At 65.6% G+C, this 23,266-nt stretch carries 18 protein-coding genes and 1 pseudogene; 12 read left to right on the forward strand and 7 right to left on the reverse strand.

Annotation, left to right across the window (positions count from 1 at the left end; translation table 11 throughout):
- Positions 1-303: 303 nt before the first annotated feature.
- A pseudogene (locus VSR72_RS33115) lies at positions 304-471 on the forward strand (Na+/H+ antiporter subunit G); the annotation flags it as partial.
- 21 nt (positions 472-492) lie between these two features.
- Here the strand turns inward: VSR72_RS33115 and VSR72_RS33120 are convergent.
- A complete protein-coding gene (locus VSR72_RS33120) occupies positions 493-1,401 on the reverse strand; it encodes a LysR family transcriptional regulator (protein WP_342956475.1) in 909 nt (302 codons plus the stop codon).
- Positions 1,402-1,551: 150 nt separating this feature from the next.
- On the opposite strand from VSR72_RS33120, the gene VSR72_RS33125 reads away from it, so the two are divergent.
- The 5 genes from VSR72_RS33125 (at position 1,552) to VSR72_RS33145 (ending at position 9,673) form a co-directional block, all read left to right on the forward strand.
- The gene (locus tag VSR72_RS33125) at positions 1,552-3,675 is read left to right on the forward strand and encodes a 3-hydroxyacyl-CoA dehydrogenase NAD-binding domain-containing protein (protein ID WP_342956476.1); all 2,124 of its coding nucleotides are present in this window, start codon (positions 1,552-1,554) and stop codon (positions 3,673-3,675) included.
- An 18-nt stretch (positions 3,676-3,693) separates the two neighbouring features.
- Entirely contained in the window at positions 3,694-4,890 is a 1,197-nt protein-coding gene (locus tag VSR72_RS33130) for an acyl-CoA dehydrogenase family protein (protein ID WP_342956477.1), read from the forward strand.
- A gap of 10 nt (positions 4,891-4,900) precedes the next feature.
- Positions 4,901-6,037 carry an acyl-CoA dehydrogenase gene (locus tag VSR72_RS33135; RefSeq protein WP_342956478.1) on the forward strand — a complete coding sequence of 379 codons (1,137 nt, stop codon included), beginning with the start codon at positions 4,901-4,903 and terminating at the stop codon, positions 6,035-6,037.
- A 49-nt stretch (positions 6,038-6,086) separates the two neighbouring features.
- Positions 6,087-7,301, forward strand: a complete 1,215-nt coding sequence (locus tag VSR72_RS33140) for a CaiB/BaiF CoA-transferase family protein (protein WP_342956479.1) — start codon at positions 6,087-6,089, stop codon at positions 7,299-7,301.
- A 269-nt stretch (positions 7,302-7,570) separates the two neighbouring features.
- Positions 7,571-9,673, forward strand: a complete 2,103-nt coding sequence (locus VSR72_RS33145; RefSeq protein ID WP_342956480.1) for a VTT domain-containing protein — start codon at positions 7,571-7,573, stop codon at positions 9,671-9,673.
- 16 nt (positions 9,674-9,689) lie between these two features.
- Here VSR72_RS33145 and VSR72_RS33150 read toward each other — a convergent pair whose 3' ends face one another.
- A complete protein-coding gene (locus VSR72_RS33150; RefSeq protein ID WP_342956481.1) occupies positions 9,690-9,962 on the reverse strand; it encodes a hypothetical protein in 273 nt (90 codons plus the stop codon).
- A gap of 144 nt (positions 9,963-10,106) precedes the next feature.
- On the opposite strand from VSR72_RS33150, the gene VSR72_RS33155 reads away from it, so the two are divergent.
- Positions 10,107-11,192, forward strand: a complete 1,086-nt coding sequence (locus tag VSR72_RS33155) for a Dyp-type peroxidase (protein ID WP_342956482.1) — start codon at positions 10,107-10,109, stop codon at positions 11,190-11,192.
- Positions 11,185-11,985, forward strand: coding sequence for a family 1 encapsulin nanocompartment shell protein (locus tag VSR72_RS33160; protein ID WP_342956483.1), 801 nt, complete (start codon positions 11,185-11,187; stop codon positions 11,983-11,985). Before VSR72_RS33155 ends, VSR72_RS33160 begins: the two co-directional genes overlap by 8 nt.
- A gap of 90 nt (positions 11,986-12,075) precedes the next feature.
- Here the strand turns inward: VSR72_RS33160 and VSR72_RS33165 are convergent, their stop codons facing one another.
- Positions 12,076-14,337 (reverse strand): TonB-dependent siderophore receptor, encoded by a 2,262-nt coding sequence (locus tag VSR72_RS33165; RefSeq protein ID WP_342956484.1) that lies wholly within the window; start codon positions 14,335-14,337, stop codon positions 12,076-12,078.
- A 247-nt stretch (positions 14,338-14,584) separates the two neighbouring features.
- Here VSR72_RS33165 and VSR72_RS33170 point away from each other — a divergent pair, with 247 nt between their 5' ends.
- Positions 14,585-14,905, forward strand: a complete 321-nt coding sequence (locus tag VSR72_RS33170; protein WP_254316758.1) for a pyrimidine/purine nucleoside phosphorylase — start codon at positions 14,585-14,587, stop codon at positions 14,903-14,905.
- Positions 14,906-15,068: 163 nt separating this feature from the next.
- Positions 15,069-16,457: a chloride channel protein gene (locus tag VSR72_RS33175; RefSeq protein WP_342956485.1), complete on the forward strand. Its 1,389-nt coding sequence runs from the start codon at positions 15,069-15,071 to the stop codon at positions 16,455-16,457.
- A gap of 15 nt (positions 16,458-16,472) precedes the next feature.
- Here the strand turns inward: VSR72_RS33175 and VSR72_RS33180 are convergent, their stop codons facing one another.
- From VSR72_RS33180 to VSR72_RS33195, 4 genes are all read right to left on the reverse strand, one after another.
- A complete protein-coding gene (locus VSR72_RS33180; protein WP_342956486.1) occupies positions 16,473-17,621 on the reverse strand; it encodes an enoyl-CoA hydratase/isomerase family protein in 1,149 nt (382 codons plus the stop codon).
- 3 nt (positions 17,622-17,624) lie between these two features.
- A complete protein-coding gene (locus tag VSR72_RS33185; RefSeq protein WP_342956487.1) occupies positions 17,625-18,410 on the reverse strand; it encodes an enoyl-CoA hydratase in 786 nt (261 codons plus the stop codon).
- Between the two features lie 19 nt (positions 18,411-18,429).
- Complete coding sequence (locus VSR72_RS33190) at positions 18,430-20,154, reverse strand: AMP-binding protein (RefSeq protein WP_342956488.1); 1,725 nt, start codon at positions 20,152-20,154, stop codon at positions 18,430-18,432.
- A 66-nt stretch (positions 20,155-20,220) separates the two neighbouring features.
- The gene (locus tag VSR72_RS33195; protein ID WP_342956489.1) at positions 20,221-21,354 is read right to left on the reverse strand and encodes an acyl-CoA dehydrogenase family protein; all 1,134 of its coding nucleotides are present in this window, start codon (positions 21,352-21,354) and stop codon (positions 20,221-20,223) included.
- Positions 21,355-21,580: 226 nt separating this feature from the next.
- On the opposite strand from VSR72_RS33195, the gene VSR72_RS33200 reads away from it, so the two are divergent.
- Together VSR72_RS33200 and VSR72_RS33205 are read left to right on the forward strand one after the other, a co-directional pair.
- The gene (locus VSR72_RS33200) at positions 21,581-22,600 is read left to right on the forward strand and encodes an AraC family transcriptional regulator ligand-binding domain-containing protein (RefSeq protein WP_342956490.1); all 1,020 of its coding nucleotides are present in this window, start codon (positions 21,581-21,583) and stop codon (positions 22,598-22,600) included.
- A gap of 74 nt (positions 22,601-22,674) precedes the next feature.
- Positions 22,675-22,944 (forward strand): DUF4148 domain-containing protein, encoded by a 270-nt coding sequence (locus tag VSR72_RS33205; protein WP_342956491.1) that lies wholly within the window; start codon positions 22,675-22,677, stop codon positions 22,942-22,944.
- The last annotated feature ends 322 nt before the right edge of the window (positions 22,945-23,266 follow it).

The raw sequence follows: 23,266 nt of genomic DNA on the forward strand, positions 1-23,266 counted from the left end.
TATCGATTTCCCCGTGAACAGCAGTTCCCTTCAGACGAACATTGTGTACAAGCGCGTCACTCAACACGTGGCGTTTGAGCATCTTTGACACACACATGTACATGCTCTATATGCCGAACTGCCACCACACGTGGGCGGCGCCCACATCCATCGATTGCGTACTGTGCGAGGCCCACAAGACCGGGCGCGGCGCGGCCGCATGGGAGGCGCGGTAGCGCGCCCCAATGCGTCGATCAAGTTGCTCGCACAACGAACAATTTGCCCCGGGAGGGTGTTGTTGTACTCCACGGCCAGCTGCAAAGTGTTACCGCGTTTCTGTTTCTCACCGCGCCTATCAGCGCGCATATGCTCACGAAGGCTGGCGTCCAGCAACGCGTAGCCGTTTCGTCGGTCACACGCGGACGGCCGGATGCCGCCGGCGCCAGTGCGCATGAGGCGAACCAGGACGACAAGTCGGCACGCGAAGAGTAAGAGCGCGGCTACATGCGCCGCTCACGCGTCCGCGCCGCGCCCGGTTTTTCGAGCCTCGCCCAGCACGTAATCGATAAAGGTGGACGCCGCCCGCGTGTGGTGCCGGTTCGGCATATAGAGCATGTACATATGCGTGCCGAAGATGCTCAAACGCCACGCGTCGAGCGACGTGACGGCGGCGCCCTGGCGTATGTCGTCGTGCATCACGTAGTCGGGCACGATGCCCACGCCGAGTCCCGCCAGAATCGACTGCCGCAAAAATAGAAAGTTTTCCGAAATGATCGAGGGCTCGAGCAACACCTCGTGCCGGTCCTCGTCCAGATAGCCCGCCAGGCGCAATTGCCGCCCCACCACCGTTGCCGTGATGACGGACGCGCGCGCGAGGTCTTCCAGCGTTTGCGGCATGCCATGTTTTTCGGCCCACTCCGTAGAGGCGCAGACGATGTACCTCACTGGCCCCATGTCGCGCGCCACGAGATTCTGCGGCGGCTCGTGCATCACGCGCACGGCGATGTCCACTTCGTCGCGCAGCAGGTCTTCCACGCGATTTTCGAACATCACGTCGAGCACGATGCCGGGGTACATGCGCTTGAACTGGATGAGCCAGTCCGACATCACAAGCTGCCCATAGCCGCTCGGCACCGAAAGCCGCACGCGCCCCTGCAAGCTCTGGCCGAGGGTGGAGACGGATTCGCGCGCGGCGAGCAGCGCATTCTGGATCGCGCGCCCATGCTCGTAGAGCTTCAGGCCGATTTCGGTCGGCTCGACGCGGCGCGTGGTCCGCCGCACGAGTTGCAGGCCGATCGACTTCTCCAGATGGTTGAGGTGGTAGCTGACGTTCGCGCGGCTCATCTTGAGCCGGCGCGCCGCCTCGCTCAGGTTGCCCGCGTCGAGAATCTCGACGAGCAGGGTCAGCGCGTTGACGTCCATGGCAAGGTCCACTGTCAAAGATATTTTGACAGTCTGTCAACGAGCCATGGGATTGTCAATTCCCCCTGACGCGTTGAGAATCGACGCGAACATGGAACACATGCCGCCTGGCATGCCAGTCCGGCCCTCATTCTGGAGACAGCAAACCTCATGGCATCCGATCCCGTCAACGCCTCCCCCGTCACCCATGAACTGCGCGGCAAGGTGCTGCTCGTCACCGTCGACAATCCGCCCGTCAACGCGCTGGGCGTGGACGTGCGCCGCGGCCTCGCCGCCGCCATCGAGCACGCCGAGGCGAACGCCGCCGTGCAGGCGGTGCTGATCGTCGGCGCGGGGCGCAATTTCATCGCCGGCGCGGACATTCGCGAGTTCGGCAAGCCGCCGCAGCCGCCCGCGCTGCCCGACGTGTGCAACCGCATCGAAGCGTGCCACAAGCCGGTGATCGCGGCCATTCACGGCGCGGCGCTCGGCGGCGGGCTCGAAGTGGCGCTCGCGGCGCACTATCGGCTCGCCGTGGCCGGCGCGAAGCTCGGCCTGCCCGAAGTCCAACTGGGCCTGCTGCCCGGCGCAGGCGGCACGCAGCGCACGCCGCGCCTGATCGGCGCCGAAGCCGCGCTCTCGCTCATGCTGAGCGGCCGTCACGCGAGCGCGCAGGAAGCGCACAAGCTCGGTCTCGTCGATCGCGTGGGCGCGAGCGACGACATTCTTGCCGAAGGCCTCGCCTATGCGCAGGAACTGCTCGCGGGCCACACACACGTGCGGCGCACGCGTGACGCTCAGGCACTCGCCGATCGCACGCAAGCGCAAGCCGCCATCGACGCTGCACGCGCCGACACCGCGAAGAAGTCGCGCGGCCTCTTCTCGCCGCTGAAGATCGTCGACTGCGTGCAGGTCGCGCTCGATCTTTCGTTCGACGAAGGCCTGCGCTTCGAGCGCAAGCAGTTCCTCGAATGCCTCGAAAGCCCGCAGCGCGCGGGCCTCGTGCATGCGTTCTTCGCCGAGCGCGAAGTGCAGAAAGCCCCTGAAACGAAGAGTGCAAAACCACGCGCGATCGAAACCGTCGGCGTGATCGGCGGCGGCACGATGGGCGCGGGCATTGCCGTGGCCGTGCTCGACGCGGGCCTGCCCGTGACGATGATCGAGCGCGACGACGCCTCGCTCGCACGCGGCCGCGCGCATGTCGAGAAGGTCTACGACGGCCTCATCGCCAAGGGCCGCATGAAGCCTGAAGCGAAAGCGCAGATCCTCGCGCGCTTCAACGGCAGCACTTCGTACGACGCGCTCGCGACCACCGATCTCGTGATCGAAGCCGTATTCGAGGACATGGCCGTGAAGCAGGCCGTGTTCGCCGAACTGGACCGCGTGTGCAAGCCCGGCGCCGTGCTCGCGACCAACACGTCGTACCTCGACATCGACGCCATCGCGGCCAGCGTCAAGCGCCCGCAGGATGTGGTGGGCCTGCACTTCTTCTCGCCTGCCAACATCATGAAGCTGCTCGAGATCGTGGTGCCGAAACAGGTGAGCGCCGATGTGGTCGCCACCGCATTCGAGCTGGCGAAGAAGCTGCGCAAGGTGCCCGTGCGCGCGGGCGTGTGCGACGGCTTCATCGGCAACCGCATTCTCGCGGTGTTCCGCACCGCCGCCGATCATCTGATGGAAGACGGCGCTTCGCCGTACCAGATCGACAAGGCCGTGCGCGACTTCGGCTTTCCGATGGGCCCGTACCAGGTGGTCGATCTCGCGGGCGGCGACATCGGCTGGGCCACGCGCAAGCGCCGCGCCGCCACGCGCGACCCGAAAGCGCGCTACGTGCAGATCGCCGACCGCATTTGCGAGCGCGGCTGGTTCGGCCAGAAGACGGGCCGCGGCTTCTATCTCTACCCCGAAGGCGCACGCACGGGCACGCCCGACCCCGAAGTCGAGTCCATCATCCGCACTGAGCGCGAGCGCGCGGGCATCGAGCCGCGCAGTTTCAGCGACGAAGAGATCATGCGCCGCTACATGGCCGCGATGATCAACGAAGGCGCGAACGTCGTGCATGAAAAGATCGCGCTGCGCCCGCTCGACGTGGACGTCACGCTGCTCTACGGCTACGGTTTCCCGCGCTATCGCGGCGGCCCGATGAAGTACGCCGATACCGTGGGCCTCGCCAACGTGCTCGCCGATATCCGCGAATATGCGAAGGAAGATCCGCTGTTCTGGCGTCCCTCGCCGCTGCTCGTCGAACTCGTGGAGCGCGGCGAGAATTTCGCGAGCCTCAATCAATCGGCCTGAAGCAAGGAGCAATGACACATGGACCTCAAATTCACCGCCGAAGAAGAGGCGTTTCGCAGCGAAGTGCTCGCGTTCCTGAAGGAGCGCCTGCCGCAGCGCCTCGCCAGCAAGGTGAGCAACGGCAAACACCTCACGCGCGACGACATGGCGCAATGGCACGCCATCCTCCACGAAAAGGGCTGGCTCGCGAATCACTGGCCAAAGGAATACGGCGGCCCCGGCTGGACTGCCGTGCAGAAGTTCATCTTCGAGAACGAATGCGCAATTGCAGGCGCACCGCGCATCGTGCCGTTCGGTGTGAACATGCTCGGCCCTGTGCTCATCAAGTACGGCAGCGAGGCGCAAAAGCGCTACTGGCTGCCGCGTATTCTCGACGGCTCGGACTGGTGGTGCCAGGGCTACTCGGAACCGGGCGCGGGCTCGGATCTCGCTTCGCTGCGCACGACAGCGGTACGCGACGGCGACCACTACGTGGTGAATGGCCAAAAGACCTGGACCACGCTCGGCCACTACGCGAACATGATCTTCTGCCTCGTGCGCACCGCCACCGACGTGCGCAAGCAGGAGGGCATCAGCTTCCTGCTGATCGACATGAATACGCCCGGCATCGAGGTTCGCCCGATCATCACGCTGGACGGAGAACATGAGGTGAACGAAGTGTTCTTCACCGACGTGCGTGTGCCCGTGGCGAACCTGGTGGGCGAAGAAAACAAAGGCTGGACCTACGCGAAATATCTGCTCACGTACGAACGCACCAATATCGCGGGCGTGGGCTTTTCGGTGGCGGCGCTCGCGCGCCTGAAGCGCGCCGCGCAGAAAATCACGCGCAACGGCAAGCCGCTCGCGGACGATCCGCAATTCGCCGCGCGCCTCGCGAAAGTCGAGATCGATCTGGAGAATATGAAGACGACGAATCTGCGCGTGATCGCAGCGGTGGCGGGCGGCGGCGTGCCCGGTGCGGAAAGCTCGATGCTCAAGATTCGCGGCACCGAAATCCGCCAGGAGATTTCCTCGTTGCTGCGTCGCGCGATGGGACCGTATGCCGTGCCATTCGTCGAAGAAGCACTCAATGAAGATTACGCGGGCGATGCGATCGGCCCCGACGACGCCGCCAGCGCCGCAGCGCAATACTTCAACAACCGCAAGCTGTCGATTTTCGGCGGCTCCAACGAAATCCAGAAGAACATCATCTCCAAGATGATTCTCGGTCTTTGAGAGGCACGCCATGGACTTCCAGCACACTGAAGACCGCCGCATGCTTGCGGATACGCTCAACCGCTTCATCACGGAGCAGTACGGTTTCACTACGCGCGATACAATCGCGCGCTCCACGGAAGGCTTTAGCGCAGAGATGTGGCAGCGCTTCGCCGAACTCGGCGTGATCGGCGCGCTGTTCGACGAAGCCGATGGCGGATTTGGCGGCGCGGGCTTCGACGTCGCCGTGGTGTTCGAGGCGCTCGGACGCGGGCTCGTGGTCGAGCCGTTCCTCGATACGCTGATCGTCGGCCGCGCGCTCGCCCATGCGGGCAGCGAGGCGCAGCGCTCGCGCATTGCATCGTTCATCGACGGCTCCCAAATTGCCGCGCTCGCGCACGACGAGCCGGGTTCGCACTACGAGGACGCACGCGTTACGACGCGCGCAGAGAAAAGCGGCGACGACTGGGTGCTGCAAGGCGCGAAATGCGTAGTGCAGCATGCGGAGCATGCCGATGTGCTGCTCGTTTCGGCTCGCACCTCGGGCAATGAATTCGACGAAGCGGGCATCTCCCTCTTCCTTGTGCCGCGCAATGCAGCGGGTGTGAGCGTGCGTGGCTACGGCAAGATCGACGGCGGCCGCGCAGCGGAAGTGATGCTCGACAACGTGAAGGTGCATGCCGATGCGCTCGTCGGCGCGCAAGGCAGCGGTTTCGCTACGCTCGAACACGCACGCGGATACGGCATCGTTGCGCTCGCATCGGAAGCCGTGGGCGCGATGGATATCGCACGCGATTTCACGCTCGAATACCTGCGCACGCGCAAGCAATTTGGCATGCCCATCGGCAGCTTCCAGGCGTTGCAGCATCGCATGGCGGACGTGCTGCTCGAAATCGAGCAGGCGCGCTCGGCGGTCATCAATGCGGCGGCGGCAATCGACGCGCCGCGTGCGCAACGGGAGCGCGCGCTTTCGGCAGCGAAGTACACGATCGGGCGCAATGGCGCGCGCGTGGCCGAAGAAGCGATCCAGCTGCATGGCGGCATTGGCATGACGTGGGAATTGCCGCTCGCGCATTATGCAAAGCGGCTCGTGATGATCGATCATCAGCTTGGCGACGAGGACCATCATCTCGCGCGCTACATTGCATTGGGACGCGAGGCGGCGTGAGCCATCATGGGGCGGGGTTGCCGCAACAACGAACCAGGAGTGCCTGTAGATGCAGACGGACAACAACAGCTTGCCTCTATCGGGCGTGCGCGTACTCGATCTTTCGCGCGTGCTGGCCGGACCGTGGAGCGCGATGGTGCTCGGCGACCTCGGCGCGGAAGTCATCAAGATCGAGCATCCCGACCGCGGCGACGACACGCGCGACTGGGGCGTGCGAGTCGGCAAGACCGAGACTGCGTATTTCAACAGCGTGAATCGCAACAAGCGTTCGATCACGCTCGATCTGCAAACGCCCGAAGGCCAGCAGATCGTGCGGGAGCTTGCGAAGACGAGCGACATCGTCGTGCAGAACTTCAAGTTCGGCGGCGCGGAAAAGCTCGGTCTCGGCTATGAACAGTTGAGCGCGGAGAACGCGCGGCTCATCTATTGTTCGATTTCGGGCTACGACCGGACTGGACCCGAAGCGAAGCGCCCCGGCTACGACCTCGTCGTGCAGGGTGAAACGGGCCTCATGGCGATGAACGGCGAAGCCCACCAGGCGCCGCTCAAGTTCGGCGTGGCAGCCGTAGATCTGTTCACGGGCATGTACTCCGCACAGGCGATGCTCGCCGCGCTGTACGAGCGCGAGCGCACGGGGCGCGGACGTCACATCGAAATGGCGCTGTTCGATTGCGGTCTCATGATCACCGCTTACTACGGCCTCGAAGCGCTGCTGATCGGCGAGGACCCGCCGCGTTACGGCAACGCGCACCCGTCGATCGTGCCGTATGGCGTGTTCGACTCCGCCGATGGTCCGCTCGTCATCACCGTGGGCAACAATGCGCAGTTCGAGCGCTTTTGCCGCGAAGTGATCGAGCGCGCCGACCTCGCCGACGACGCGCGCTACAAGACCAACATCCTGCGCGGGCAAAACCGCGAAACGCTCGTGCCCGAACTCACGCACGAGCTGGGCAGCCGTCCGCGCAAGCTCTTGCTCGAACGCCTCGCGCGCGCGGGCATTCCGTGCGGCGAAGTGGCGGGCCTGCGCGAGGCGCTGCTCTCGCCGCGCGCGACACAAGGCGGGCTCGTTACGCAGCAGCCGCATCCGCATACCGAAAGCGGCACGACGCCCGTGCTCGCGCCGCCGTGGCGCTTCGACGGCGAACGCATGCCCGTGAGGCACGCGCCTCCACAACTGGGCGAAGGCACGCAGGAAGTCCTGCAATCGCTGCTCGGTTATTCGACGGATCAGCTTGCTGGGTTGAAAGACAAAGGCGTTATCTAGGCACGCTCGCCGCCACAATCGGCTAATACGCCGCCAGCCTGCCGCGTCGCCACCGCGCGACGCGGCCCCGCCTACGTTCCCCCGCTCTTCGCCCCGCCCGGCCTCGCGTCGCACGTAGTTGCGCGTGCCCGGTTATATTGCGCCTGATGGTCCCGCACGCCGCTTGCTACGACTCGCGGACGGCCAGTCGCGGACGGCCAGTCGCGGACCAGCACCCGCCCAATCTCGCACCCTTAGCACGAGCCTCAGCAAACGAACCCGCCCCGCTCATGGAGCACGCCTACGATCACCTGCTGCATCTGCTCGCCGCGCACGCTACGTGGACGCTCGCCTTTGTCTTCGTCGCCGCTTTCCTCGAGTCGCTTGCGTTCATCGGCACGTTCATTCCCGGCAGCACGGCGATGTTCATTGCAGGCGCGTTCGCGGCCACCGGCACGATCAACCTCGGCTGGCTGTTCGCCTACGCCATTGCGGGCGCGGTGGCCGGCGACGGCGTGAGTTTCTGGATCGGCCATCGCTACCGCGGCTCGCTTGGCCAGATGTGGCCGTTCAGCCGCCACCCCGCCATTCTCGAGCGCGCGCAGGCCTACTTCGTGAGCCACGGCACGCGCAGCGTGATCCTCGCGCGCTTCATCGCGCCGCTGCGCGCCGTGGTGCCGATCGTCGCGGGCATGGCCGGCATGAAGCCCATGCGCTTCTTCATGATGAACGTGATCTCCGCGCTCATCTGGGCGCCCGCGCATATCGTGCCCGGTGTGGTGTTCGGCGCCTCGCTCCAGCTCGCGGGCGCAGTGTCGTTCCGGCTCGTGGTCGTCATCGGCATCGTTGCGCTCGCGGTCTGGCTCATCTGGCGCTTCGTGCGCATGCTGCTCCTGCACATCGACAACTGGGCCGGCGCGTCGCGGCGCAGCGCGGCGCAGTGGGCGGCGCAGCATCCCGGGCGCGCCTCGAAGCGCATCGCCCGCCTGCTCGATCCGGCGCAGCCCGCGCTCGGGCCCGTCATCGTCATCACGGGCCTCGTGCCGGTAAGCGCAGCCGTGTTTTCCTATGTGCTCGGCAACGTGCTGCGCGGCGCGCCGCTCGTGCAGCTCGACCAGTCCGTGCGCCAGTTCCTGCAGTCGGTCCGCACGACATGGGCCGACGTGGCGCTCGCGCGCGTCGAGACGCTTGGGAGCACCTGGACGCTCGCGGCGCTCGTCGCGACGATGGGCGTATGGATGGTGCTGGAGCGGCGCTGGCGCACCATCGCTTACTGGATGATTGCGGCGGCCGTGTCGCAACTGCTCATCCTGATCCTGCGCTTCGTGATCCACCATACCGCGCCGGGCGGCGGTCAGGCCGTCGAAGCCTATGTGTTCCCGAGCGACCGCGTGGCGTCGATGGTGATCGTCTACGGCTTCGTGATGTTCCTGCTCGTGCGCCGCGCGAGCATGCTGGAGGCCGCACTCGTGGCCGCGCTCGGCAACGGCATCATCGTGACCGTGGCGTTCGCGGGGCTCTACTTCGACCGTTTCCTGTTCTCGGACGCCATCGGCGGCGCGGCCTTCGCCGCGATCTGGGTGGCGATCGTGGTGCTCACCTCGCTCTGGCGCTACCCCAAGCGGCCGCCGCAACGCACCTATGTGCCTCCCATCGTGCTGATCGTGCTGGTCGGCGCCTTTCTCCTGCAAACGATGATGCCCGGGAGCACGCCCGCGCCGCCCACGACCGCGACGGCGGCGCCGCCCATCGTCATCACGCAGTTGCAGTGGAGCGATTCGCTGTGGAGGACGCTTGCGTGCTATCGCTTCGACATGAAAGGCGCGCGCCGCGAGCCGATGACGATCCAGTGGGCCGCGAGCGCCGACGACCTGCGCGCGGCGCTGCGCGACGCCGGCTGGGCCGAGGGTCCCCAGATCTCGGTGAGGAGCGTGCTATCGCTCGTGGCGCCCAACGTGGACGTGATGTCGCTGCCGCTGTTGCCGAAGCTGAACAACGGCCTGCCCTCGCCGCTGGTGTTCGCCCGCGCGCGCCTCACCGCCGAGCGGGGCGCCACGGACGAAACGATCGCGCCGGGCAGCCGCCGCGACGTGCTGCGTTTCTGGCCGTCGGGCTACGCGCTCGCGCCGCGTCATGCGGGAACCAGCGCTGGAAACGCCGACGGCCATGCCCACGCGGCCGACGGGCAGCCCACGCCGGTCTGGGTCGGCTCGCTCGTGCACGAGCGCCTGCTCCGCGGGTCGTGGCCGTTCAACGTCGTCGCGAGCTACCCCGACGACGCATCGGACCTGAGCGCCCCCGGCCAGCCAGCAGGCTGGCGCACGCTCGCGCTGCCGGGCCAGGCGGGATGCGAAGGCCGGGCCGTGAAGCTGATCGTGCAGGGCGGCCGCTGAAAGGGAAATTGAAAGCTCAGGCCGGGCTCTCGCCCCAGCTTCCCGTGGCATGGAATCGGTCGATGCGTTTGCGCGCGTCCGCATAGGCGGCGTCGAGCGCGGCGTCGGAGCCGGTGTAGTTGCGCATCATGTCGTGAAAGCGCACGCTGCGCCCTTCGACATGGGCGTCGGCGCCGTGGCGGCAGATGTAGCCGCTGTAGTGGAACAACGGCTCGGGCGCGCGTGGCCCGAACGCCGGAATCGGCAGCACCCAGATCTCGAAGCCTTCATGTTCGGTGTGGTCCCACATGGTGCGTCTCTCCACGATGGCCATGACGGTAACTATCCTCGCACGGCACCCCACTCGCCTGCAAACGGCCCTTTTCGCCGAGTTTGGCTAAACTATGCGGGCACAGCCGATTCCACCCGACTTCCAGGCGATATACCCCACATCATGACGCCGGCCTCTCTCACGCAGGAACCGCAGTCCGTCTCCAGCGCCGTCACGCGCAATGCCTTCTTCATCGTCGCCACCGTCAACGAAGACGCCGCGAGTCGCGCCACCGTGCGCGCCTGGTGCGCCGATGTCGCCAACCTCGTGCGCGCGGTGGGCAAGCGCGTGCCCGCCGGCAATCTCTCGTGCGTGGTGGGCTTTTCGTCCGACGCATGGGACAAGCTGTTCGGCGAGCCGCGCCCGGCCGAACTGCACCCGTTCCGCGAATTCGGCACGGGCGAGCGCAAAGCCATCGCGACGCCCGGCGACATCCTGCTGCACATTCGCGCCGACGAAACCGACCTGTGCTTCGAGCTGGCCACCCAGCTCATGACGCGCCTGGAAGGTGCCGTCACGACCGTGGACGAAGTGCACGGCTTTCGCAACTTCGACATGCGCGCGATGATCGGCTTCGTCGACGGCACCGAAAATCCCACGGGCAACGAAGCCGTGCATTTCACGGTGATCGGCGAAAACGAAGATCCCGAATTCTGCGGCGGCAGCTACGTGCTCGTGCAGAAGTACATGCACGACATGAAAGGCTGGAACGCGCTTTCCGTGGAGGCGCAGGAGCACATCATCGGCCGCACGAAGCTCCAGGACATCGAACTGGACGAAGCCGTGAAGCCAAGCTGGTCGCACAGCTCGCTCACGACGCTCGAAGACGACGCGGGCAACGAGATCAAGATCCTGCGCGACAACATGCCGTTCGGCCGGCCCGGTTCGGCCGAATTCGGCACCTACTTCATCGGCTACGCGCGCTCGCCCGAGCCGATCGAACAGATGCTCGAAAACATGTTCGTGGGTCTCCCGCCCGGCAACTACGACCGGCTGCTCGACTTCAGCCGCGCCGTCACAGGCGGCCTCTTTTTCGTGCCGTCGCAAACGCTGTTCGAAGCGCTCGCCGAAGTCGATCCGGGCGCCGCGCCCACCGTCGAGGTGAACGCCGCCAACCCGTCACAATCAGAAACGGAGCCTGCCGCCGCGCCCAGCGCGGACGGCTCGCTCGCCATCGGATCCCTCAAAGGAGCACCCCGGTATGAATAACCTCCATCGCGAGCTGGCGCCCATTTCCACGGCCGCGTGGTCGCAAATCGAAGAAGAAGTTGCGCGCACTTTCAAGCGCTCGCTCGCGGGCCGCCGCGTCGTGGACGTCGAGGGCCCCGGCGGTCCGGCGCTCGCGGCGGTCGGCACCGGCCACCAGAACGGCATCGAGGCGCCGCTGGAAGGCATTCGCGCGCGCCAGCGCGAAGTGAAGGCGATCGTGGAATTGCGCGTGCCCTTCGAGCTTTCGCGCGAGGCCATCGACGACGTGGAGCGCGGCGCCGAAGACTCCGACTGGCAGCCGGCCAAGGACGCAGCCACGCGCCTCGCATTCGCGGAAGACCGCGCGATTTTCGACGGCTACACGGCCGCGCAGATCACGGGCATTCGCGAAGGCTCGTCGAACCCGATCCTGACGATGCCGGCCGATATCGCCGATTACCCCACGGTCATCGCCAAGGCGCTCGAGCAGTTGCGTCTGCAAGGCGTGGACGGCCCGTACGCGGTGCTGCTCGGCTCCGATGCCTATACGGCGGTGAGCGAAGCGAGCGACCAGGGCTATCCAGTTCTCGAGCACATTCGCCGTCTCGTGAACGGCGAGATCATCTGGGCGCCGGCCATCGAAGGCGGCGCGATCCTGAGCACGCGTGGCGGCGATTTCGCGTTCCACCTCGGGCAGGATGTGTCGATCGGATATGCGTCGCATGACGACAAGAACGTGAAGCTGTATCTGCAGGAGAGCTTCACCTTCATGATGCTGACTTCCGAGGCTTCGGTGGCGGTGAAGCCGGAGTGAGCTTGCGCTGATTTTTGCAGGCGATAAAAAAGGGGCGCTCCTTATCGAGCGCCCCTTTTTTCATGACTCGCCTTGATCAGCCTTTAGCGATCACTGATAGAAGTTCACCGTCACCATCGCCGAGCGGCCCGGCGCCCAGGTTGCGTAAATCGGGTACGCGCTCTGGTAGTACTCCTTGTCGAAGATGTTGTTCACGTTCAGTTGCAGGTCGATCTTCTTTGACACGCGCCACGTAGCCGAAGCATCGAAGCGCGCGTAACCCGGAATCCACTTGCGCGACGTCGCGGAAACCGATGCATACGTCAGGCTCGAAACCGTTGCGCCCGCACCCACCGTGAGTTTCGGCAGCACGTCGTAGCTCGTCCACAGCGTGAAGTTGTGCTTGGGCACCATCACCATCGGCAGGCCGGAAAGCGTCGGGCTCGCCGGGCCGGCATCGGTCGTGATCGCGTCGAGGTACGAGTACCCGCCGAACACCGACCACTTGTTCGTCACGTTGCCCGCGAAACCAAACTCGAAGCCGCGCACGCGTTGCGAGCCTGCGTTGATCGTGCCGCCCAGGCCGTCGCTGACGCGCGCGTTGGTCTTGTCGGTCTGGAACAACGCCGTGGTGAGCGAGAGGCGCTGATCGAGCACATCCCACTTCGCGCCCACTTCGATGTTGCGCGAGCGCTCGGGCGCGAGGTCCTTGTTGGTGGCCGTGATCTGGTCCGTGCCGCCGCCGAGACCCGAGTTCGAACCCGGCGGATTCGCCGAGGTGCCGTACGACGCATAGAGGCTCAAGGTCGGCACCGGCTTGAACACGAGGCCGAACTGGTAGCTGAAGAGATTCGACGTGTTCGACAGATCGGCCACGCCTGCTTGCTGTGCGGTCACGTCATAGCGGTCGAAACGCAGGCCCGCGTTGAAGATCCAGCGCTCGGAAAGCTGCACGCTGTCGAACATGTATGCCGAGGCGATGTTCGTTTGCGTATGCGTGGCCGGTCCCGGGAAGCTCTTGTCGCCGTTCAGGACGATGCTGCCCGTCCACGGGTTGTTGGGATTCCAGTTGTTGATCGACGCGCAGTTGTACGCGACCGAGCACGGGCCGCCCGAGCGGATGTTGTTGCCCGCCGAATCGCTCACGAGATAGCCTTCGTACAGGTCCTGCTCGTGGCTGAATTCCACGCCCGCCGTGAACGTGTGGCGCATGCCGTACAGGTCGAACTTGCCGGTCGCTTCCGTCTGGTTGGCCACGCTGTTGGTCGCGTACTTGCCGCTCTTCGCCTGCAGGCTCAGGATGTTCGAGGTCGCATTCGTCAACTGCGGATTGGTCGCGACGTAGTCGAGCGTCGAGCGGCCGAACATCGTCGTGTTCTTGATCTTCCACGCGTCGTTGATGCGGTGCTCCACCTTCACTTCGCCCGTATCGGTCTGGCCGTAGCGGTAGTCGCGCGAGTTCAGGCCGTAGAACTGCCCGCGATTGGACGACACCGGCGTGCCGCCCGTCGAGCGGAACGGCACGCTGAAATCGGGCATGTCGTAGGTGTTGAGGTGGTAGTAGCTCACCGTGACCGTGGTCGGCGAATTCAGGCCGAACGCGATCGAGGGCGCCACGCCCCAGCGCTTGCTGTACACATCCGTGCGGCCCGCCTGGTCGGCGTCGTGGCCCATGGCGTTCAGGCGGAACGCGGTGGTGTCGTTGAGCGTCTGGTTCCAGTCGATGGTGGCGCGGCGGTAACTATCGGTGCCGAGACCCACGCTGCCATTGATGAAGTTGTCGGCCTGCGGCGTTTTCGTCTGGATGTCGATGCTGCCGCCGACCGACCCGCGCCCCGCATACACGGAGTCCGGGCCCTTGATGACGCTGATGTTCTGCACGTCGAAGGTTTCGCGGTTCTGCACGCCCGAGTCGCGCATGCCGTCCACGAAGATCGAGTTGCGCGACTCGAAACCGCGAATCACGGGGCGGTCCGCAGACGGATTCGCCGCCGCGTCGCCGCCCAGGAAGGTGATGCCGGGCACCGTGCGCAGCGCGTCCTGGAACGTCGTGACGTTCTTCTCCTTGAGCACTTCCTCGGGGATCACCGTGACGGAGCGCGGCGTGTCGATGAGCGGCGCGGTGAACTTGTACGAGTCGAGCGCCTTGGTCTGCATGTCGGAGGGCCCCGAAACGACCTTCACGGCGGGCAGCGTGCTTTCGGCGGCGGCCGTGGACGAAGCAGCCGTTGCTGCGGCGGCGCTAGCGGCGGCGGGACTATCGGCAGCGGGCGCGGTTTGCGCGTGAACGAGAGGCGATGCGACGAAACCGGAGCAATAGAGTGCAGCGACGGAGGCGATGGCGCGCATCCGCGTCTGGAAATGGACGGACATGAGTGAGCGAGTTGGTCGGCGTATTGACGTATTTATGGTCGTAGTTACGAATGCGCATGATTCTCATTCGTCATTGCGATTGTAATAACATGTTATTTTTTTGTAAATATTCAATTCGCAATTCGTCGGTTTCGTCGCCGACGCCATGCGCCGGCCGCGCCCGACTGCCGGTATGATGGCGGCCTCGCCCCGGACGACGCGTCGTCCCGGCGCCCGGTTCCATTCACGAAGACAGAGGAAGACCGCCATGACGGCAGCAGCACAATTCGACCAGGTTTCCGTAATCAAACGCGCCAACGTCTACTTCGACGGCAAGTGCGTTTCGCACACCGTGCTGTTCGCCGACGGCTCGCGCAAGACGCTCGGCGTGATCCTGCCGGGCACGCTGAACTTCGGCACGGACGCCGCCGAACTGATGGAAGTGCAGGCCGGCCAGTGCCGCATCCGCCTGGAAGGCACCGACGAGTGGAAGACCTACAGCGCCGGCGAGTCATTCTCGGTGCCGGGAAAGAGCCGCTTCGACATCGAAGTGGTCGAGACGCTCGACTACGTTTGCAGCTACCTGTAAGCGCTGCTTCGGTTCGAACGCCCGCCGCGTGATTCGCGGCGGGCGTTTTCGTTTGCGCGGGCCGTGCCGGGCGCACTGAACGTGCTGGACGCGCCGCCCTCATGCGCTCGCTACAATGGGCGCCACCCCGTCGCCCCGCGACTACCACGCTCGCCTTCCCGCCGTGTCATCCCTCACTCCCCTTCCCGAGCCGCGCGCTCGCGCCAACGCCGTTCGTCCGCCGCCGCGCAGCCCGCTCGTCACGCTCGCGATCGTGACCGTGCTCACCGGCATCGGCGCGGGTCTCGGCGGCATGCTGCTCGCGCTGCTGCTGCATGCCATCCAGCACGTCGCCTATGGCTACGGCGCGGGGCACATCGTCGGCGCGGAGAGCTTCCTGCAGGGCGTGACGGATACCGCGCCCTGGCGGCGCGTGGCGGTGCTCGTGGCCTGCGGGCTGATCGGCGGAGGCGGATGGTGGGCGCTCTATCGCTATGCGCGTCCGCTCGTGAGCATCAGCGCGGCGATCAAGCCGGGCGGCAAGCGCATGCCCTTTTTCGCGACCACCGTGCATGCATTGCTGCAGATCGTGACCGTCGCGATGGGTTCGCCGCTCGGACGCGAAGTCGCGCCGCGCGAGATCGGCGCTGCGTTCGCGAGCTGGCTCGCGAAGCGCACGGGACTCACCGCCGCGGAGCGCCGCGTGATGATCGCGTGCGGCGCGGGCGCGGGGCTCGCGGCGGTCTACAACGTGCCGCTGGGCGGCGCGATGTTCGTGCTCGAAGTGCTGCTCGGCACGTTCGGCTGGTCGGTGGCGGTGCCGGCGATCACCACCTCGGCCATTGCGGCCGTGATTGCATGGATCGGTCTCGGCGACGCGCAGCAGTACCACGTGCCCGCCTACGGCATCAATGCGCAGCTCGTGGTGTGGTCGGTGATCTGCGGGCCGCTGTTCGGCGCGGCCGCACACGGCTTCTCACGCGTGACGAGCCGCGCGCGCAACGCCTCGCCCAAGGACTGGCGCTTGCCGCTCTATACGGTGGTGAATTTCGCGGGCATCGGCCTGCTGGCCATCTGGTTCCCGCAGTTGCTCGGCAACGGCAAGGGGCCGGCTGGTCTGAGCTTCGACGACAATCTCGGCATCGGCCTCGCGGCCACGCTGCTCGTGCTGCGCGTGTTCATCACGACCACCACGTTGCGCGCGGGCGCCAAGGGCGGCCTGCTCACGCCGGGGCTCGCGAACGGCGCGCTGCTTGCCATCGTCATTGCTGGGCTTGTGAATCACGTGTGGCCCGGTCTTTCGCCAGGCGCCTTTGCGATTATCGGCGCGGGTGCGTTTCTCGCGTCCTCGATGCAGATGCCCATCACCGCCACCGTGCTGATTCTCGAATTCACGCACGTGAATCACGATCTGGCGATTCCGCTGTTGCTCGCCGTGGCGGGTTCTGTTGCCACGCTACGTCTGCTTACGCGTGCGCAGGGTCCTTCTCACGGCGCGCACGCAGTCAGCGCTGAGCGTGAACTGCGGCTCGCCGCGCTGCGCGAGCCGTCAGCGCGCGAGTCCTCCGACTGAGGAAATCGCGAACGTTCAAGCGCCAAGGTCCGCCAGCGGATGCGCCTCGCCGCGCCACGGCGACGCAAGAAATTGCTGCACGCGCTCGGTCCGCACTTCGACGAGCGTGGCGGGCGCCCAGCGCGGCTTGCGGTCCTTGTCGACGAGATGCGCGCGCACGCCTTCGCAGAAGTCGCCTTCCTCGATCGCGCGGCCCACGATGCCAAGCTCCATGCGGAAACACTCGGCAAGCGTCATATGGCGGCCGCGCAGCAGCGCTTCGCGCGTGACTTCGAGCATGGTGGGCGAATAGTGCGTAAGCGCTTCGAGCGTGGCTTCGAGCCATGCTTGCTCGCCTTGCGAGTGTTCGCGTTCGAGGTCGGCGCGCAGCGTTGAGACGATCTGCTCGACACGCAGGCGGTGGTCGAAGTGCCGCACGATGAGCGGAGTGAACGAAGCGAGCGCGCCATCGTTAGCCTCATGACACGGCGCGACGAATACTTCGCGTAAGTTTGCATGCACGTCGCTTGACCATTGCGCCGCCAAAAGACGCGCCTCGTAGCCATCGAGCCATTCGCCCGGCACGCAGGCATCCGCGAGGCCGCAATGCACCGCGTCCGCGCCGCTGAGCATCGCGCCGGTCAAGCCCACGTATAGCGCCAACTCCACCGGCATCTTCGCGAGAAAGTGCGTCGCGCCCACATCGGGCAAGAGGCCGATGCGCGTTTCCGGCATCGCGATCTTCGTGCGCGAGGTCGCAACGCGCAGCGCCGCCGCCTGGCCGAGGCCCATGCCGCCGCCCATCGTCACGCCGTCGAGCAGCGCGACGAGCGGCTTTGAAAACGTGTGGAGCGCGAAATCGAGGCGATATTCGTCGACGAAGAATTGCTGCCAGCCGTTCGCGCCTTCGCGTGCTTTCTCGCGTGCGAGTTGATAGATCGCGCGCACGTCGCCGCCCGCGCAAAAGCCTTTCGGGCCTGCGCCTTCCAGCACGAGCGCGACGATATCGTCGTCCGTGCGCACGCGCTCCAGCAGTGTGGCTAGTTCGCGCACCATGGCGTGCGAAAGCGCATTGAGCGCTGCCGGACGATTGAGCGTGACGATCGCCACGCGATTGACCACGCGATACAGCACGCCCTGTTCGGCTTCCGTCGCCGCCTGAGCAGAAGCGGGTGTTGCGTTCATTGCTTAGTTCTCCATTTCAATATGCCAGCGCGGTTTGCGTTTTTCCAGAAACGCGTTGACGCCTTCGCGCTGGTTGGGCGAGTCGAACAGATCGACGAAGCGCTCGCGCTCGACAGCGAGCGCCGCGCCGCGCGGCACGCCATTGCGCGCCTGATGGATCAGCGATTTGCTGAAGGTGACCGCTTGCGGGCTCAAGCCCGCAACACGCGCGGCCATGGTGAGCGCCGCCTCGCGCGCGCCGCCGGTTGCGACGACTTCTTCCACCAGACCGATGCGTAGCGCCGTTTGCGCATTCACGCGCTCGCCCGTGAGGATGATGCGCTTGGCCCAGCCTTCGCCCACGAGCCAGGGCAAGGTCTGCGTGCCGCAACCGCTGGGCAGCAGCCCCACAGCGGGCTCGGGCAGCGCGAGTTGTGCATGTTCCTCGGCAATGCGAATGTCGCACGCGAGCGCGCACTCGAGGCCCCCGCCCATCGCATAGCCATTGATTGCTGCAATGACCACGGGCCGCGCCTTCTGCAACGCCTCGAATGCCGCGCCGAATGCGCTCGCCGCGGTGCGCGCGACCTCGCGATCGCCACTGGCAAAGGCATTGAGGTCGGCGCCTGCGCTGAAAAACTTCGGCCCGCTGCCGGTGATGACGACGGCGCGCACTTGCGGCTCGCGATCGAACGCTTCGATGACCTGCTGAAGCTGACGCAGACCATCGATCGTAAAGGCGTTCGCCGGCGGCCGCGAAAGCGTGAGCAGGACCACCGCGCCCTCATGCGCGTACTCGAATTCGATCATTTCGGACTCCGTTTTGATATCAACGCAGCTCGGGGAAATCCTCTTCCCAGTACTCGTCGGGCTGACGCGCGGGTTCGGCGCTGCGCTCCATTTCGCGTCGGCGCAGCTCCACGCGGCGGATCTTGCCCGAGATGGTCTTGGGCAAGTCGCTGAACTGCAGACGGCGAATGCGCTTGTACGGCGCGAGCTTTTCACGCGAGAAGCGGAACACTTCGCGCGCGAGTTCGGGGCCCGCCTCAAAGCCCTGGCGCACGATGACGAAAGCCTTGGGCACCGAGAGGCGCAATTCGTCCGGACTCGGCACGACCGCCGCCTCGGCGATCGCCTCGTGCTCGATCAGCACGCTTTCGAGTTCGAACGGGCTCAGGCGGTAGTCGGACGACTTGAACACGTCGTCGGCGCGGCCCACGTAGACGTAGTAGCCGTCGTCGCGACGCAAGGCGACATCGGACGTGTGGTAGTAGCCGTTGCGCATGGCGTATTCGCTCGCCTTCGCGTTGTTCGCGTAGCCCGTCATGAGGCCGAGCGGGCGATGCACCGAATTTGGCCCAACCGGGAGTGCTATCTCCCCTTCGGTCGCGGGATGATCGTCCGCATCGACAAGTTCCACGCGATAGCCCGGCAGCGGCCGCCCCATCGAGCCCGCAACCACGGGCTGACCCGGCGAATTGCCGATCTGGCAGGTCGTTTCGGTCTGGCCGTAGCCGTCGCGAATCGTAATGCCCCACGCGTGACGCACGCGCTCGATGATCTCGGGGTTGAGCGGCTCGCCCGCGCCCACGATCTCGCGCAGCTTCACCGAATACGTTGCGAGCGGCTCCTGCACGAGCATGCGCCACACCGTGGGCGGCGCGCACAGCGTGGTCACGCCGCATTGCACGATTGCGGCGAGCGTGTCTTTCGGCACGAAACGCGCGTAGTTGTAGACGAACACACAGGCCTGCGCATTCCACGGCGCGAAGAAACAGCTCCACGCGTGCTTGGCCCAGCCCGGCGAACTGATGTTCCAGTGGATGTCGCCCGGCATCAGGCCGATCCAGTACATCGTCGAAAGATGCCCTACGGGGTAGCTCTCGTGCGTATGCTCCACGAGCTTGGGCTTCGAGGTCGTGCCCGAGGTGAAATAGAGCAGAAGCGGGTCGGTGGCGCGCGTCGGGCCGTCGGGTTCGAACGCGGGGCTCGCTGCGTACGCGCGCGAGAGGTCGATCCAGCCTTCACATGCTTCGGGCGCGGCGCCCACCGCAATACGCTTCACGCTTTGGTCGAGCGCATTGAATTTGCCGAGTTCGGCGGCGTCCACGACAACGTAGCCTGCGCCGCCCGTTTCCACGCGCTCGCGCACGTCGTCGGGCGAGAGCTGCGTGGTGGCGGGCAGCACGATGGCGCCGAGCTTCATCGCCGCCAGCATCACGTCCCAGAGTTCGACGCGGTTCGGCAGCATCAACAGCAGGCGGTCGCCGCGCGCCACGCCCTGCTCGCGCAGGAAGTTTGCCATGCGCGACGAGCGTTCGGACATCTGCGCGAACGAATAGCGCGTGCCGCCATTCGCTAGGTCGTCGACGATCCAGAGCGCCGGATTGTCGTTGCCGCGCGCCATCACGTCGAAGTAGTCGAGCGCCCAGTTGAACGTATCGAGCTTCGGCCACGTGAATTCGTCGTAAGCGCGCGCATAGTCAGTGCGATGACGCAGCAGCAACTCGCGTGCGTCGATGAAGGCCTGCGCGGAAGGGGTGAACCCGGTCATCGTCGTCTCCTTTTACATCGGCGCATATGCGCTCGCTTATTATTGCTTCGTCATCCTCACTGCATATCAAAGCTGTCGTGCAATCACCATCCTCTGCACTTCGCTCGTGCCTTCGTAAATCTGCGTGATCCGTGCATCGCGATAGTGGCGTTCCACCGGATAGTCGTTCAGGAAGCCATAGCCGCCATGAATCTGAATGGCGTGCGAGCACACTTCCTCGGCCATTTCCGAAGCATAGAGTTTCGCCTGCGAAGCCTCCGAAAGACACGGCTTGCCGAGCGTGCGCAGCCGCGCCGCGTGATGCACGAGATGGCGCGCGGCGTTGATGCGCGTATGCATGTCCGCCAGCATGTTTGCCACGCTCTGGTGCTTGATGATGGGCTCGCCGAATTGCACGCGTTCGTGCGCATAGGCACGCGCCGCTTCGAAGGCCGCGCGCGCGATGCCTAGCGCCTGCGCGGCAATGCCAATGCGTCCGCCTTCGAGATTCGCGAGCGCGATCTTCAACCCTTCGCCGCGCTGGCCGAGCAGGTTCGCCTCGGGAATCGCGCAATCCACGAGCGAGATCGGGCAGGTGTCCGAAGCGCGAATGCCCATCTTCTTTTCGTGCGGTCCCACGTTGAAACCCGGCGTATCGGTCGGCACGATGAACGCGGAAATGCCGCGCTTGCCCGCGTCGGGATCGGTCACGGCGAACACGATGGCGATATTCGCGCGCGAGCCATTGGTCACGAATTGCTTGTTGCCGTTGAGCACCCACTTGCCGTCGCGCAGTTCGGCGCGCGTGCGCAGGTTGTTCGCCTCGGAGCCCGCCTGCGGCTCGGTCAAACAAAACGCGCCGATCAGCTCGCCGCTTGCGAGCTTGCCGAGCCAGCGGTCCTTCTGCGCGTCGGTGCCGAACTGCAGGATCGGCCCGCAGCCCACCGAGTTGTGTACGCTCACGAGCGTCGCGCATGAGGCGCAGCCCGCCGCGATTTCCTCCATGGCGAGCGCGTAGGCCACGTAGTCGGTGTACGAGCCGCCCTGCTCCTGCGGCACGATCATGCCGAGAAAGCCCATTTCGCCCAGTTGCTTGACGACTTCGTCGGGCAGCTTGCTGTCGCGGTCCCATTGGGCCGCATTCGGCGCCAGCTGCTCGCTTGCAAAGTCGCGCGCGGCGTCGCGAATCATGCGCTGGTCGTCGGTGTAGAACTCGTCCATGTGTGTCCCCTTCCTGTGTCTCTTGCGCTTGCCTTCCACTGTGGCGCGATGCGGCCCCGGCTGCAAGGCTTGCGAAAAGTGTAGGCAGGCGAGCGGTCGTATTCGATGCCCGCCACGCTCAAAGTCACTGATCGGATTTACCATATCGGCTGCGACAACCCCTTGGAAGGCGACCCAATTGCAACCGGCGAGGACGAACACACTGAGCGAAAAAGGCACGATCTCGATGAGCCTGGTGAACGAGACGCTCGCGCTGGCACGCGCGGGCGGCCTCGAAACAGCGCCGCTCACCGACGCCGCCGGCATCGCGCCCGCCGTGCTGCTCGCGCCCGAGGCGCGCGTGAGCGCCGCGCAATATGGCCAGTTGTGGTCGGGCATCGCACGCGGGCTCGACGACGAGTTCTTCGGTCAGGACTCGCACGCGATGAAAAGCGGCAGCTTCATCGCCATGACGCACTCGGCGCTCGGCGCGAGCACGGGCCGCCAGGCGCTGCAGCGCGCCGTGCACTTCATGCGGCTCGTGCTCGACGATCTGGCGGGCGAGATCGACATCGACGCCACGCGCGTGCGCGTCACGCTCTCGCATCGCGCGGACAAACGCACGCCCACGATGTTCGCGTACGCCACCTGGTTCATCCTCGTCTACGGGCTCGTGTGCTGGCTCGTGGGGCGGCGCATTCCGCTTCTCGCAGCGCGTTTTCGCTGCCCGCAGCCGGGCGCCGTGCACGAGTACCAACTCATGCTCTGCGACGACATGACGTTCGACCAGCCGGCCACGTGGTTCGAATTCGCGCCCGGCTTTCTCGAACTGCCCGTGATCCAGACCGCCAGCTCGGCGCGGGCCTTCCTGCGCAACGCGCCCGGAAATTTCGTCGTGAAGTACCGCAATCCGGGCGCGTTCGCGGCGCGCGTGCGACGTGTGCTGCGAGCGCTGCCCGTGACCGCCTGGCCCGATGCCGACGCCATCGCGCAGCGTCTGAACGTGGCGCCCGCCACGCTGCGCCGGCGGCTGAGCCAGGAGGGTCACAGCTGCCAGTCGATCAAGGACGAATTGCGCCGCGACCTCGCGATCGCGGCGCTGCAGGAGCCGGGCCGCTCAGTGGCGGATGTCGCAGCGGCGGTCGGGTTCGCGGAGCCGAGCGCGTTTCATCGCGCGTTCCGCAAATGGACCGGACAGCGCCCGACCGACTACCGCACGGCAAGCGCGCGCAATCACTTTTCGAAACATCCCGAGCCACCAAAGTAGCCCTCGATCGCCCTTTGAGTTAACGAGATAGCGCCTATAATTTTAGGGATATCCCTAATACGAAAGGCCTTGCCATGAACTCCCTTCCGCGTGTAGCGCTCGGCATCGTGGCCGCAGCGTGCTGCTTCGCGTCGGCTGCGGCGGTGGCCCAGCCGTACGATCCGTCGCAACCGCTGACTCGAGCCCAGGTCCGTGCGGATCTGATCGAATGGCGTCAGGCGGGCTACGACCCGCTCGACTGGATCGACTATCCGGAAAACGCGCAACGCGCGGGCGCGATCGTCGCGCAACATCGCGCGGCGCACACCGGATATGGCGCTCCCGCCGGTCAAATGACGCAGTAATCGCTTGATCGCAACACAGCCGCCGTAACCCGGCGCCCGGCGGATGCAACGCCCAGCGCCCGAGTGCGGTTGTGCCCGTTTCCTCGCGCCACGGGCGCATTCGCCGCCCGCTTTCACGCTTGCCGCCGCCACGCGTGCTGTTGTACCCGGTCCACGCTCACAACGGCTTTTCTGCACTCGACGGACAATTGTTTACAATCGCGCCCGTAGCCACGCGCTACGGCAAGCGCGCGTGCGTGCAGCGCGCATTTGCCGGCGCCGATTACACGCAAGAACCCACACAACAAGCAGCGAACAACCCGCTCGACTCTCAAGGGCCCGA

Source organism: Paraburkholderia sp. JHI869 (genome assembly GCF_038900775.1).
In the GTDB taxonomy this organism is placed as follows: domain Bacteria; phylum Pseudomonadota; class Gammaproteobacteria; order Burkholderiales; family Burkholderiaceae; genus Paraburkholderia.

Bases quoted from the DNA above. Each gene is read 5' to 3' on its own strand.
- VSR72_RS33145 (WP_342956480.1), top strand. From the start codon at position 7,571: ATGGAGCACGCCTACGATCACCTGCTGCATCTGCTCGCCGCGCACGCT.
- VSR72_RS33165 (WP_342956484.1), bottom strand. From the start codon at position 14,337: ATGTCCGTCCATTTCCAGACGCGGATGCGCGCCATCGCCTCCGTCGCT.
- VSR72_RS33150 (WP_342956481.1), bottom strand. From the start codon at position 9,962: ATGTGGGACCACACCGAACATGAAGGCTTCGAGATCTGGGTGCTGCCG.
- VSR72_RS33180 (WP_342956486.1), bottom strand. From the start codon at position 17,621: ATGAACGCAACACCCGCTTCTGCTCAGGCGGCGACGGAAGCCGAACAG.
- VSR72_RS33205 (WP_342956491.1), top strand. From the start codon at position 22,675: ATGAACTCCCTTCCGCGTGTAGCGCTCGGCATCGTGGCCGCAGCGTGC.
- VSR72_RS33140 (WP_342956479.1), top strand. From the start codon at position 6,087: ATGCAGACGGACAACAACAGCTTGCCTCTATCGGGCGTGCGCGTACTC.
- VSR72_RS33155 (WP_342956482.1), top strand. From the start codon at position 10,107: ATGACGCCGGCCTCTCTCACGCAGGAACCGCAGTCCGTCTCCAGCGCC.
- VSR72_RS33170 (WP_254316758.1), top strand. From the start codon at position 14,585: ATGACGGCAGCAGCACAATTCGACCAGGTTTCCGTAATCAAACGCGCC.
- VSR72_RS33125 (WP_342956476.1), top strand. From the start codon at position 1,552: ATGGCATCCGATCCCGTCAACGCCTCCCCCGTCACCCATGAACTGCGC.
- VSR72_RS33190 (WP_342956488.1), bottom strand. From the start codon at position 20,154: ATGACCGGGTTCACCCCTTCCGCGCAGGCCTTCATCGACGCACGCGAG.
- VSR72_RS33160 (WP_342956483.1), top strand. From the start codon at position 11,185: ATGAATAACCTCCATCGCGAGCTGGCGCCCATTTCCACGGCCGCGTGG.
- VSR72_RS33130 (WP_342956477.1), top strand. From the start codon at position 3,694: ATGGACCTCAAATTCACCGCCGAAGAAGAGGCGTTTCGCAGCGAAGTG.
- VSR72_RS33185 (WP_342956487.1), bottom strand. From the start codon at position 18,410: ATGATCGAATTCGAGTACGCGCATGAGGGCGCGGTGGTCCTGCTCACG.
- VSR72_RS33135 (WP_342956478.1), top strand. From the start codon at position 4,901: ATGGACTTCCAGCACACTGAAGACCGCCGCATGCTTGCGGATACGCTC.
- VSR72_RS33195 (WP_342956489.1), bottom strand. From the start codon at position 21,354: ATGGACGAGTTCTACACCGACGACCAGCGCATGATTCGCGACGCCGCG.
- VSR72_RS33120 (WP_342956475.1), bottom strand. From the start codon at position 1,401: ATGGACGTCAACGCGCTGACCCTGCTCGTCGAGATTCTCGACGCGGGC.
- VSR72_RS33200 (WP_342956490.1), top strand. From the start codon at position 21,581: ATGAGCCTGGTGAACGAGACGCTCGCGCTGGCACGCGCGGGCGGCCTC.